Annotated in this window: 7 protein-coding genes and 1 tRNA gene; 4 read left to right on the top strand and 4 right to left on the bottom strand. The window is 68.7% G+C overall.

The window, feature by feature from the left end; genetic code table 11:
- Positions 1 to 41 precede the first annotated feature (41 nt).
- Positions 42 to 2,672, bottom strand: a complete 2,631-nt coding sequence (gene polA / locus ABVF28_RS09395) for a DNA polymerase I (protein WP_371030338.1) — start codon at positions 2,670 to 2,672, stop codon at positions 42 to 44.
- 104 nt (positions 2,673 to 2,776) lie between these two features.
- On the opposite strand from polA, the gene ABVF28_RS09390 reads away from it, so the two are divergent.
- Positions 2,777 to 3,226: a PaaI family thioesterase gene (locus ABVF28_RS09390; protein WP_211890474.1), complete on the top strand. Its 450-nt coding sequence runs from the start codon at positions 2,777 to 2,779 to the stop codon at positions 3,224 to 3,226.
- Positions 3,227 to 3,294: 68 nt separating this feature from the next.
- Here the strand turns inward: ABVF28_RS09390 and ABVF28_RS09385 are convergent, their stop codons facing one another.
- On the bottom strand, positions 3,295 to 3,897 hold the full coding sequence (locus tag ABVF28_RS09385; protein ID WP_104241240.1) for an ANTAR domain-containing response regulator: 603 nt from the start codon (positions 3,895 to 3,897) through the stop codon (positions 3,295 to 3,297).
- A 35-nt stretch (positions 3,898 to 3,932) separates the two neighbouring features.
- Between ABVF28_RS09385 and ABVF28_RS09380 the strand changes: the two genes are divergently transcribed.
- Positions 3,933 to 4,018 (top strand) — tRNA-Leu (locus tag ABVF28_RS09380).
- Positions 4,019 to 4,095: 77 nt separating this feature from the next.
- Here the strand turns inward: ABVF28_RS09380 and ABVF28_RS09375 are convergent.
- Entirely contained in the window at positions 4,096 to 4,356 is a 261-nt protein-coding gene (locus ABVF28_RS09375; protein WP_146080781.1) for a hypothetical protein, read from the bottom strand.
- 30 nt (positions 4,357 to 4,386) lie between these two features.
- The gene (locus ABVF28_RS09370) at positions 4,387 to 5,193 is read right to left on the bottom strand and encodes an SDR family oxidoreductase (protein WP_371030289.1); all 807 of its coding nucleotides are present in this window, start codon (positions 5,191 to 5,193) and stop codon (positions 4,387 to 4,389) included.
- A 259-nt stretch (positions 5,194 to 5,452) separates the two neighbouring features.
- Between ABVF28_RS09370 and ABVF28_RS09365 the strand changes: the two genes are divergently transcribed.
- Both ABVF28_RS09365 and ABVF28_RS09360 read left to right on the top strand, forming a co-directional pair.
- The gene (locus ABVF28_RS09365; protein WP_371030288.1) at positions 5,453 to 11,059 is read left to right on the top strand and encodes a glutamate synthase-related protein; all 5,607 of its coding nucleotides are present in this window, start codon (positions 5,453 to 5,455) and stop codon (positions 11,057 to 11,059) included.
- Entirely contained in the window at positions 11,056 to 12,792 is a 1,737-nt protein-coding gene (locus ABVF28_RS09360) for a sulfite reductase flavoprotein subunit alpha (protein WP_211890471.1), read from the top strand. The genes ABVF28_RS09365 and ABVF28_RS09360 overlap by 4 nt, the downstream gene beginning before the upstream one ends.
- Positions 12,793 to 12,964: the final 172 nt, after the last annotated feature.

Genomic DNA, 12,964 nt, shown 5'->3' with positions numbered 1-12,964 from the left:
GCTCCACGGCCCGACCGGGTCGGGGCGAGCAGCTGCGCGGGCTAGTGCGCGGCCTCGTCCCAGTTCGGGCCGCGCCCGATCTGCACTTCCAGCGGCACGGTGAGGTCCGCAGCCGCGGCCATCTCCTCGCGGACGAGCGCTTCCATCGCCTCGCCCTCACCGGCGGCGACCTCGAACACGAGCTCGTCGTGCACCTGCAGCAGCATGCGGGACGAGAAGTTCTCCGCACGGATGCGGTCCTCGATGGAGTTCATGGCGCGCTTGATGATGTCGGCCGCCGATCCCTGGATCGGCGAGTTGAGTGCCTGTCGCTCGGCGTTCTCGCGCGCGATCCTGTTCGTCGAGTGCAGGTCCGGGAACGGGCGCCTGCGGCCGAAGATGGTCTCCGTGTACCCGTCCTCCTTTGCCTGCAGGACGACGTTGCGCAGGTAGTCGCGGACCTTCCCGAAGCGCTCGAAGTAGTCGATCATGAGCTTCTTCGCCTCGGCGACCTCGATCTGCAGCTGCTTCGACAGGCCGAACGCTGAGAGGCCGTAGGCGAGGCCGTAGGACATCGCCTTGACCTTCGAGCGCATGGCCGGCGTCACATCGGCCGGGTCCACCCCGAACACCCGCGAGCCGACGAAGCGGTGGAGGTCCTCCCCCGCGTTGAAGGCCTCGATGAGCGCGGCGTCGCCCGACAGGTGCGCCATGATGCGCATCTCAATCTGCGAGTAGTCGGCGGTGAGGAGCGACTCGAACTCGGGTCCGTGCACGAACGCGCGACGGATGCGGCGACCCTCATCGGAGCGGATGGGGATGTTCTGCAGGTTCGGGTCGTTCGACGACAGGCGGCCCGTGGCGGAGCCGATCTGGTGGTAGCTCGTGTGGATGCGCGAGCTCTCGTCGATGGCCTTGAGCAGCGACTCCATGATCTGTCGCAGCTTCACCGAGTCGCGGTGCTTTCGGAGGGCGCCGAGGAAGGGATGCGGGCTGTTGCGCTCGAGGTCAGCGAGCGACTCCGCATCCGTGGAGAAGCCCGTCTTCGTCTTGCGGGTCTTCGGCATCTCGAGCGTCTCGAAGAGCACGACCTGCAGCTGCTTCGGGGAGCCGAGGTTGATCTCGGTGCCGCCGATGGCGTCGAACGCCTCCTGCTCGTAGGTGCGGATGCGCTCGGTCAGGTCGTCGGCGAGGCCCTGCAGGAAGTCGCGGTCGATGGCGACGCCCTGCAGCTCCATGCTCGAGAGCGTGGCGAGCAGGGGCGTCTCGATGGATGTGAAGACGTCGAGCGTGCCTGGCTCGAGCATGCCGAGGGCGGCAGTCGTCGCGCGCTGCGTGTACCAGGCGTCACTCGCGACGAGCGACGACTCGTCGCCGAGCTGCAGCTGGTTCGGGTCGCCCTCTGGGAGCTGCTCGTCGAGTCGCATCTGCACGAGCTCGGCGAGGCGCTTGGGGGCGTTCTGGGGGCGGTACAGCCACGCGGCGAGCTGCCCGTCCTTGACCTGGCCGCCGACCGCGAGGCCGGCGACGGTGAGGGCCTTGAGCTGGGGCTTCGCGTCGAACATGAGCTTGGGAGCATCGCTCGCGAGCCACGCCTCGAGGGGCGCGTAGTCGACGCGCTCCGGAATCCAGCGGAGCTCGGTCGCCTCGGCGGCCGTCGACACGCCGATGGCGATGATGCCACCCTCGGCGCTGTGCGAGACCGCGAGGCCGAGGCCCTCCGGGGTCGCGGCGACGGCCTTCTCGAGCCACTGCTCGAGCTCCTCGTCGAGCAGCTCCGGTCGAACGGGCGCAGCGACTGCTTCGGCGGGCGCGATGTCGTCACCCGCTTCGTCGGCGAGCTTCAGCACCCGGTCCTGCAGGGTGCGGAACTGCAGCTTCGTGAAGATCTCGCGGACGGCATCCGCGTCGATCGACCCGCGCGTGAGCTGATCCGGTGCGACCGGCAGCTCGACGTCATCGACGAGGCGGTTGAGCTTGCGGTTGCGGACCGCGTTCTCGCGGTGCTCGCGGAAGGACTCGCCGACCTTGCCGCCGATCTCGTCGGCATGGTCGAGGATGCCCTGGAGGGAGCCGTACTGCGCGAGCCACTTGGCCGCGGTCTTCTCGCCGACCTTGGGGACACCGGGGAGGTTGTCGCTCTTCTCCCCCACGAGGGCCGCCACGTCCGGGTACTGCTCCGGGCGCACGCTGTAGCGCTCCTCGACCTTCGCGGGGTCGTAGCGGGTCAGCTTCGTCACGCCCTGCGTCGACGGGTAGAGCAGCGTGACATCGTCGGTGACGAGCTGGATCGAGTCGCGGTCGCCCGAGACGACGAGCACCTTGAAGCCCTGCTCGCGCCCCTGCCGTGCGAGGGTCGCGAGGATGTCGTCGGCCTCGAAGTCCTCCTTCACGACGGTCTTGATGCCCATCGCGTGGAGGGCGTCGCGAAGCAGCGGGATCTGCCCCTTGAACTCGACGGGAGTCGCGTCGCGGCCCGCCTTGTACTCGGGGTACTCGCGGGTGCGGAAGGAGCTGCGCGAGATGTCGAAGGCCACGGCGATGTGGCTCGGGTTCTCGTTCTGCAGCAGATTGAGGAGCATAGAGACGAAGCCGTGGATGGCGTTCGTGTGCTGCCCCTCCGAGTTCACGAAGCTGTCGACCGGCAGGGCGAAGAACGCCCTGAAGGCAAGCGAGTGGCCGTCGATGACCATGAGGGTAGGCTGATTTTGCGCTGACACACGGTCAGCCTACTTGCCGCCCCAGACACTGCGCCGATGCGCGCGTGTTGTGGGGCGTTCTTCGAGGAGGAAGCCTGATGACTCACCTGGAAACGCCCCCGACGACGGTCAACGGGCTCGCCATCCCCGACCAGCACGACGTGACCTACGGTCGCGGCTTCGGCGCGCTGGCCGAGCGGATGGGCATCCTCTGCGTCGAGCTGAGTCCAGAGCGCTCGGTCGCCGTCATGCCGGTCGACGGGAACACCCAGCCCATCGGCCTGCTGCACGGCGGCGCCTACTGCGTGCTCGGCGAATCCCTCGGTTCCATGGCCGCCAACGTGCACGCCGGCCCCGGGCGCTTCGCGGTCGGCATCGACATCAACGCCACCCACACCGGATCCGCGGTCAGCGGCTGGGTCACGGGCGTGTGCACGGCGATCCACCTCGGCGGCTCCATGACGGTGCACGAGATCGTGGTCACCGATGAGGCGGGCAAGCGCTGCTCCACGATCCGCATCACCAACCTCATCCGAACCGCGAAGTAGTTCCACGCAGAGCCGAAGAAGCCCTCACCGCGACAACGCGGTGAGGGCTTCTGCTGATCGAGGCTCGGCTACTTCTTGGCCGAGAGCTGCTGGATGACCGCCTGCGCGACCTCCTGCATCGTGAGACGGCGGTCCATCGACGCCTTCTGGATCCAGCGGAACGCCTCTGGCTCGCTGAGACCCATCTTCTGCGTGAGGAGGCCCTTCGCGCGGTCGACCTGCTTGCGGGTCTCGAACCGCTCGTTGAGGTCGGAGATCTCGGCCTCGAGCGCGATGAGCTGCGCGTGGCGAGCGAGCGCGATCTCGATCGCGGGGAGCAGGTCGTTCTGCGTGAACGGCTTCACGACGTACGCGAGGGCGCCCGCCTCAGTCGCGCGCTCCACCAGTTCCTTCTGGCTGAACGCGGTGAGGAGCACAACGGGCGCGATGCTGTCCTTCGACAGCTGCTCGGCCGCGGAGATGCCGTCGAGCTGCGGCATCTTGACGTCCATGATGACGAGGTCGGGGCGGAGTTCCTTCGCGAGGGCGACCGCGGTCTCCCCGTCGCCGGCCTCTCCGACCACGTCGAAGCCGTTGTCGCGGAGGATCTCCACGATGTCGAGCCGGATGAGCGACTCGTCTTCAGCGACGACAACACGTCGCGGGGCTTGAGAGGTTTCCTGTTCAGTCACGTAGTGAGCTTACGATACTGTGTCCGTGGTGTTGCGCCGGCTTGGCGGAATGGCAGACGCGGTGCACTCAAAATGCTCTGTCCGAGAGGGCGTGTGGGTTCGAATCCCACAGCCGGCACCAGACGGGAAGCCCCGGTCGTGCCAGTGAATCACTGGCCGAACCGGGGCTTGTCTCGTTCTCGGTGTTCGTGCTCGGCGCTACTCGCCCGTCATGGGCGTCTCCTCAGGTTCCGACGAGGTCGCACCGGTTCCCGACCAGGTCGCGGTCGCGTCCCAGAGGTTCAGCGTGTCGTCGACCAGCACGTCGACCTCGACTTCGCTCTGGGGAATCGTGACGCCATCGGAGGCCCCTGCCTCGACGAGGCGCTGCACCAGCTTGTCGGTGACCTCCGTGAGGGCCTCTTCGCCAGCATCCGCCTCGGCAGAGGCGGTGCGCATATATGTCTTGACTTCGCTCATGCGTCCATCATCTCAGCCACCGCGACCATCTCAGCCGAAGAAGAGTCTCGTGGATGCCGAGACGAAGCCTGACTGCCCGAGCTGCTCACGCATGCCCATGTACTCCCGCGCGTCCTGGCCGACGACGTACGTGATCTGCTCGGTCCCGTCCGTCACCGCGTCGAATGCGGCCTGGGCGACCTGCTCGGCGGACGAGCGCGTCGAGTCGCGGGACGGGTCCCGGAACCGCGATGTCGCCCGGATGAGCGCTTCCAGGTAGTCGGGGTGAGCGGTCTGGTCGAGGCTGCGGCCGCCGAAGTCGGTGCGGATGCCGCCAGGTGCAAGGGTCTTGACCCGGATGCCGAACGGAGCCAGCTCGTAGGCGAGGCCCTCGCTCCACCCCTCGGCGCCGAACTTCGCGGCGTGGTAGACGGAGTTGAAGGGCATCGTGACCTTGCCGCCGATGGACGTCGTCGTGAGGATCACGCCTGCGCCGCGCTCACGGAAGTGCGGGATGAACTCCTTCGTGACGCGCATGACGCCGAGGAGGTTGGTGGTGATGTTCTGGACGATCTGCTCGTCCGTTGCGGCCTCGAACGGGCCCGCGAGCCCGTAGCCCGCGTTGTTGAAGAGGACGTCGACGGGCTCCTCGGCAAGCGTCTCGGCCACGACGCGGACGATGGCGTCTGGGTCCGTCACGTCGAGCCGCTTGAGCGTCACCCCCGGGAGGTCACCGAGCTCCGTCTGCTCCTCCGGCGCCCGCATGGTGGCGATCACTCGCCAGCCCCTGGCGGAGAAGAGCTCGACGGCCGCACGGCCGAGTCCGGTCGAAGTCCCCGTGATGAAGATGGTGCTCATGGTGCCTCTTCCCTGTTGGTGCTGACGCGGGTGCGCGCTCCGGATCGTACTCCTTACCCCACCAGGTGGTAGGTCAGCGATCGTGCGCGCGCACGGCGCGTGGCCTTGCATCAGCCTTAGGCACCCCTTACCGTACGTATACCGCTTTGCCGCTGGGAAGCTCGCACCGCACCAAGTGCCGACTCCCGCAGACGAAACCTCCAACGTTGCAGTGTTCGCGTCGCCTTTCCCCTCGCTGCTGTCCCCTGGAGGCATCTTCGTGTCGCAAAAAATCACCGGTCTGTACCGTCCCGAGCTCGAGAAGAGCGACTGTGGCGTCGGCTTCATCACGCGGAAGGACGGCGTCCAGCATCACGACGTCATCCGGCTCGGCAACGAGGCGCTCTGCGCGATCCCGCACCGCGGAGGGATGTCAGCTGAGGGTGTCGGGGACGGCGCCGGCGTCAACGTCGACCTGTCGGTGGAGTTCTTCAGTGCGCTTGTCGGCCGACAGCTCACGGCCGGCCTCTTCGGGGTCGGCAACTTCTTCATGCCGAGCGACGAGGCACAGCTCGAGGCCGCTCACGAGCTCATCTCTGGCACGCTGCGGGCCAACGGCATCGAGCCCGTGCTCGTGCGCGACGTTCCCGTCGACCCCTCCGTCGCGCGCCCGGCCGCGGCGCGCTACCAGCTCCCCATCGTGCAGTGGGTGTTCGAGGCCGCGGAAGGATGGAGCCGAGCCGAGATGGATTCGGCGGCGAACGCCGCACTCCTCGACATCGAGGGCGTCGCGTACGCGGACCCCGCGCTCCAGGGCCTCTACCCCCTCTCCCTGAGCGCGCGCACGCAGACCCTCAAGGGGCGCCTCAACTCGAACGAGGTCATCCCCTACTTCACCGACCTGCTCGACGAGCGCCAGTCGGTGCGCACGCTGTTCTTCCACACGCGCTTCTCGACCAACACGGAACCGCACCCGAGCATGGCGCAGCCGTTCCGCATGCTCGCGCACAACGGCGAGCTCAACACCGACCGCAAGAACCGCCTCTCCGAGAACGCCCTCGCGACCGCCCGCGGACGCGTCATCGTGCATCCGCCCGGCCAGTCGGACAGCAGCCGGTTCGACCAGACCCTCCAGAGCCGTGTCTTCGACGACGGGCTCGAGCTCGTCGAGGCCGTCGTCTCGACCATGCCGCCGGCGTGGGAGAACGACCGCACGCTGACCCCCGAGGTGCGCGACATGCTCGAGTTCTTCTCCCTGTACGAGGAGAAGAACGACGGTCCGGCCGCCCTCGTCTTCAGCAACGGCGACATCATCGGCACCCGGCTCGACCGCCTCGGCCTGCGGCCGCTGCGTACCGTCGAGACGGACGACTACCTCGTCGTGAGCTCCGAGGCGGGACAGATCCAGTTCGCGTCGGGCACGATCATCCGCCGCGGCCGCATCGAGGCTGGCGGGATGCTGTACTTCGATCACCGTCAGGGACGCAGCTACCGCACGAGAGAGGCGCTCGAGCAGCTCGCCAGGCGCCGCGACTACAGCGCGGAGCTCGAAGCGGCCAGAGTCAACATCGAGGACATCGAGCTGCCCGAGATCACCCGAGGCAGCTCCACGCTCGGCTACGACGGCGACCTCTCCCCCGCCGGCAGGTACGTCGCGTACTCGCTCAACCAGGAGAGCTTCAAGTTCATGATGGACCCGATGCTCGCGAACGGCACCGAGCGCATCTCGGCCATGGGCTACGGCAACGCCATCAACGCGCTCTCCGACCAGGAGGGAGGCCTCGCGAAGTACTTCTCGCAGCGATTCGCACAGGTGACCAACCCGCCGCTCGACAGCATCCGCGAAGCCGACGGGATGACGCTTCGCGTGGCCCTCGGAGCGAAGCCGGACGGCGGCAACCGCACGAGGCAGATCGTCGTGCCCTCGCCCATCCTCAGCCACCTCAACATGGTCGCGCTCCGAGAGCAGCGCCTCGCACCGCTCGAGCGCTTCGAGATCCTCTACACGCCAGTGCAGGGCGACGCCGCGGCGAACGCCGCATCGCTGCGCGACGCGGTCGAAGGCGTCTGCGACGCCGTGGCCGAGTTCGCGCGGACACAGGGCGGCATCGCCGTCCTCACGGATCGCAACGTGTCCAGGGATGCGGCGGCCATCCCGCTCATCCTGGTCATCGCGGCCGTCAACCAGCGGCTGATCCGAGAGGGACTGAGGCTCCGGGTCTCGCTCATCGCCGAGTCCGGGCAGCTGCCCTCCTCGCACCACATCGCGTCGGCCCTGGGCTTCGGCGCGGCCGCCGTCTACCCGCTCTGCGTGCGCCTGCGCGCGGAGGAGCGCTACCCGAGCGGCGCCGCATCCGTCGACACGATCACGGAGACGGACCTCGCGGTCGCGCGCTTCGCGAAGGCGGCGGAGAAGTCGCTCATGAAGACGATGGGTCGCGTCGGCCTGTGCACGGTCGAGAGCTACATCGGCGGCGAGTTCTTCGAGCCCAACTACCTCGACACGAAGGACCCCGTGCTCGCCGGCTACTTCCCGCACCTCGCGGCGCCCGTCGGCGGGGTGCGCTTCGAGCGCATCGCCCTCGCGGTCGCCGAGTGGCACGAGCGGGCCGTCGCCGTCGCCGACGAGAAGCAGATCCCGCTCCTCGGACTCTTCAAGGAGCGCCAGGAAGGTGCAGGCCATTCCTTCGGGACCACGGCCGTTCGCGGGTTCATCGACATGACAGAGGAGCCGCGCGTCCTCGAGTCGCCGGGGGCTGCTGAGGCGACGGAACCGGGCGAGGCGGCCGCCGAGCCGCACCCGGGCCACGACTCGCTGCGCCTCCTCACGCTCGGCCAGCTCGGCGACGCCTTCGGGCTCGACGACAAGGCATACACGTACAACGGATACGGGGCGCTCACCCCCGAGCAGATCGACGCGTTCGAGATCACCCCCGGCTACCGCGACTTCGTCACCAACACGATCCAGGAGCGCACGCGCCGACCATCCGCGCTGCGCGATGTCCTCTCGCTGCCCGCCGACGTGCGCCTCGCGTCGACCCCCTCCGAGTTCGCGCGCGAGCTCAGTCGGTTCTCGCTCGACGGGAACAGCGACGTCCGCGTGCGCGGCCTCGAGATCGAGCGCGTCGAGAACGAGCGCTACCTGCTCACCCTGACGGGTCCCCTCGACGACGAAGCCGCGCGCTACAACGCGCTCGCGCAGGTCCTCACCGCACTCGGTGGCGAGGCCATCGTCGAGACCACGGCGACGGATGCGGGGCTCGAGGTCCGGGTCGCGCCCGGAACCTCCAGCGTCCTGAGCCTGCTGAGGACGGCCCCGGACAGCATCTCGCTCGACGACGTGCAGCCTGCGCATGAGATAGCGCGCACGCTCGCCTCCGGCGCCATGAGCCACGGGGCGCTCGTCGCGACGGCCCACGAGTCGGTCGCGCACGGCACGAACATGGTCGGCGGCATGTCGAACTGCGGTGAGGGCGGCGAGCACATCACCCGCTACAACACGATCCGCGGCTCCCGCATCAAGCAGTTCGCCTCCGGTCGCTTCGGCATCTGGGCCGGCTACCTCGCCGACCCGATGCTGCAAGAGCTCGAGATCAAGATCGGCCAGGGCGCGAAGCCCGGCGAGGGCGGGCAGCTGCCCGCCCCCAAGGTCACGGTCGACATCGCCGCGGCCCGAGGCGGAACCCCCGGCGTCGAGCTCGTCTCCCCGCCCCCGCATCACGACACGTACTCGATCGAGGACCTCGCCCAGCTCATCCACGACTGCAAGGCGGCGAGAGTTCGCGTCGTCGTCAAACTCGTCTCGTCGGAGGGCATCGGCACGATCGCCGTGGGCGTCGCGAAGGCGGGTGCCGACGTCATCAACGTCGCAGGCAACACGGGCGGCACGGGGGCTGCGGCCGTCACGAGCCTCAAGTACGCGGGCCGCTCGGCCGAGATCGGCGTCGCCGAGGTGCACCAGGCGCTCCTTGCGAACGGACTCCGGCAGAAGGTCGTGCTGCGCTGCTCGGGCGCCCACCAGATGGCGAGCGACGTCGTGACCTCGGCGCTCCTCGGCGGGGACAGCTTCGAGTTCGGCACGACGGCGCTCATGATGCTCGGCTGCGTCATGGCCAAGAACTGCAACATCAAGTGCCCGGCCGGGCTGACGACGAACCCGGAGGTGTTCGACGGTGACCCGCGCGCGCTCGCGCAGTACCTGCTGAACATCTCCCACGAGGTGCGCGAGATCCTCGCCTCCCTCGGTCTCCGCTCCCTCGGCGAGGCGCGGGGTCGCGGCGACCTGCTGCAGCTCCTCGCCCACCCTGCGAGCGTCGGCGACCTCGACGTGCGCGACATGCTCGCGAAGGTGCCGGAGAAGATCGTCGCCGACCCCATCTCCCTCGAGAAGGACTTCAGCATCGACGACTCGCTCGTCGAACAGATCCGGGCCGCGCTCGTCGAGCGGGCTGAGCCCGGGGTCCGGATCGAAGGCGTCGAGATGGGCAACCGCTTCAAGTCCGTCGGTGGGCAGCTGTCCATCGACATCGAGCGGATGCTCAACTACGAGCTCGACGCCGAGACCGTTGCAGGTCTTCCCTCGGTCGTCGAGGACGAGCGCGGCAGGCGCTCCCTCGTCGACGGCAGCGTGACCGTCACCACCCAGGGGTCGGCGGGCCAGTCGTACGGCGCGTTCAGCAACGACGGCATGCGCCTCGTGCACACCGGAACCGCGAATGACGGCGTCGGCAAGAGCCAGGGAGGCGGCACCATCGTCATCCTCTCCCCCGGCGGAGGGGGCTCGCAGCCCGGCGAGAACGTGCTCATCGGCAACTTCGCCCTCTTCGGTGCGACCGGCGGACGCACGTTCGTGCAGGGCGAGGCGGGTGACCGCTTCGCGGTGCGCAACTCCGGCGCGACGGCCGTCGTCGAGGGCATCGGCGACTTCGGCTGCGAGTACATGACCAACGGAGCCGTGCTCAACCTCGGGAGCGCGGGCAAGGGCCTCGGCAACGGGATGAGCGGCGGCTTCGTCTACCAGTACGACGCGGACGGGTCGACTCGCGCCAACGTCAGCGCCGACTCGCTGCTGGTGTTCCCCATCACCGACACGAGCCACGGGGACTTCCACGAGGCGGCCGTCAAGCTCCTGCTGCACTGGCACCTCGACGCGACCGGGTCTCCGCTCGCCGCGCGGATCCTCGGCGACTGGGAGGCGGAGCGCAGCAAGTTCTTCTGCGGCATGCCCCGGGCGCTGCTCCTGTACCAGGACGCGGACGAGATCCTCGCGGCCAAGGGCCGCAAGGAGCTCCTCGACGAGCTCTCGGCGTCGATCGCGACCCAGCGCATCCGCCTCTTCAAGGAGGCCTACCGCGGCGCTCACCCGGTCATCGGCGGGCGCACGCCGAGTGGCTCCGAAGCGGACCGCGACGACCGGTTCGCGCTGCTCGCCTCCTACGCCGTGCTGAACATCTCGCAGGGCATCGCGCTCACACGCGTCCCGGACGCGAGCGGACCCGACGACCCCCGGGTGGTGGATGCGGTGCGGAAGCTGATCCTCACCGAGGACTTCTTCGTCATGCAGCGCGTCAACAAGTACCTGCGTGGGGAGCTCGAGCGCTTCGAGGACGCTGCGCTGGCGGCCCTCATCGCTGCCAAGCGCCTGGAGGATTACAAGGACGCGCTCCGTCTGCGCAACGTGCGCAGCATCGACGCGCCTGGAACGACGGGATGGATCATGCACCAGAACGTGAAGAACCGCCGCCTGCTCGAGTCGGTTGGCACCGACGAGATCCTGGCGACCGCGGCGCTGGTGGACATCGCCCGCGACCTCGTCGTCACGGAGAAACGTCAGCAGCCTTCGGCCGCCATGGCGGGTCTCACGGCAACCGCCGGAGGTCTGGCATGAGCGCGCCGTTCATCCCGGTGGACGCCCCGTTCACCAAGGAGCAGCAGGCCTGGCTCTCAGGTTTCATGGCGGGCCTGGCCGCGATCCCGACGGCCGACAAGGAGGTGGAGTCGGCGACGCTCACGCTCGAGATCCTGATCGGCACGCAGACCGGCAACTGCGAGTTCGTGGCTGAGGACCTCGCGGCCGCGGCCCGCGGCGCGGGTCTCGCGGCGACGCTCGCCCCGCTCGACTCCGTCTCGCCCGAAGCGCTCGGCGGGGAACGCAACATCGTCGTCGTCACGTCCACGTACGGCGAGGGCGAGATGCCGGACAACGCGGAGCTGTTCTGGGAGGAGCTCTCTGCCGACGGTGCGCCGCGTCTCGAGTCTGCGAAGTTCGCCGTGCTGGCGCTCGGTGACAGCAGCTACGACGACTACTGCCAGGCAGGCAAGCTCATCGACACCCGCCTCGAGCAGCTCGGCGCCACTCGGGTGGTGCAGCGCGTCGACTGCGACGTCGACTACGAGGACGCAGCCGCCGCCTGGATCGCCGAGGTTGTCGAGCACTTCGCTGCGCTGCAGCCGAACACGGCAGCCCCGGCGCCCGCCGCCGCGGCCGCCCCTGCCCGCGTGCGCTCTCCCTGGAACAAGAAGACCCCGTACCCGTCGCGGCTCGCCGTGAACCGCGTGCTCTCCGGGCCGCGGAGCTCGAAGGAGATCCGCCACTACGAGTTCGAGCTCGGCGACAGCGGCATCACGTATGCGGCGGGCGACGCCCTCGCGGTCGTCCCGGTCAACGCGCCGGCACTCGTCGACGAGCTGCTCGGACACCTCGGATTCTCGGGAGACGAGGCGCTCGAGAACGGCTCCAGCCTGCGCACGGCGTTCGAACGTGAGCTCGACATCACGGCGCCGTCGAAGGACCTGCTCGCGGAGCTCTCGGCGCGCGAGCCAAGCGGCGCCGTCGCGGAGCTCGTGCAGCGCGGCGACAAGGCGCAGCTCGACAGCTGGCTGTGGGGGAAGGACACGCTCGACGTCCTCAAGGCCGCACAGGGCGTGGCGTTTGGTGCGGACGAGTTCGCGGCGCTGCTGCGCCCGATGCAGCACCGTGCGTACTCGATCTCGTCGAGCCCCCTGGCCAGCCCGGACCGCATCCACCTCACCGTCGCCTCCGTCCGCTACGGCAGCGAGGCCCGCCGGTACGGCGGCGTCTGCTCGACGTTCCTCGCTGACCGTGTGGGTGAGGCCGACCCGGTGCACCTGTTCCTGCAGCCGAACGCTGCGTTCCGCGTGCCCGAGGACGATGACGCGCCCATGATCATGGTCGGCCCTGGCACGGGCATCGCGCCGTTCCGTGGCTTCCTGCACGAGCGCGAGGCGCGGGGCGCCTCCGGTCGCAACTGGCTGCTGTTCGGTGACCAGCATCGGGAGAGCGACTTCATCTACGAGGACGAGCTGACGGGGCTCAGCGAACGGGGTGTCCTCGACCGCCTCGACCTCGCGTTCTCGCGCGACCAGGCCGAGAAGATCTACGTGCAGACGCGGATGCTCGAGCACAGTGCAGAGCTGTACGCGTGGCTCGAGGAGGGTGGCCACTTCTACGTGTGCGGCGACGCTTCGCGCATGGCAAGGGACGTCGATGATGCGCTGCATGCCGTGGTCGCGCGGGAGCGCGGAGTGACGGCTGAGGTGGCTGCCGAGTACGTCGGCGCCCTGAAGCGCCAGAAGCGCTACGTGAGGGACGTGTATTGACTCATGCGGCCGTTCGGTCGTGCTTGCCGGTGACGTCCTCGGTCCGCATGGCCGCACCTCCACGCTGGAGATGTCCGACGTGCGAGCGCAGTGCGTGGCCGTGGTGACGCGGCTCGAGCTCGTCGGCGCCGAAAAACACCGCGCATGGGAGCAGATGATGGAGTCGCTGCCC

Source organism: Pseudoclavibacter sp. JSM 162008, from assembly GCF_041366455.1.
Taxonomy (GTDB): Bacteria; Actinomycetota; Actinomycetes; order Actinomycetales; family Microbacteriaceae; genus Pseudoclavibacter.
The sequence above is the reverse complement of the archived record's forward strand: the minus strand, read 5'-3'. Positions and strand labels throughout refer to the sequence as shown.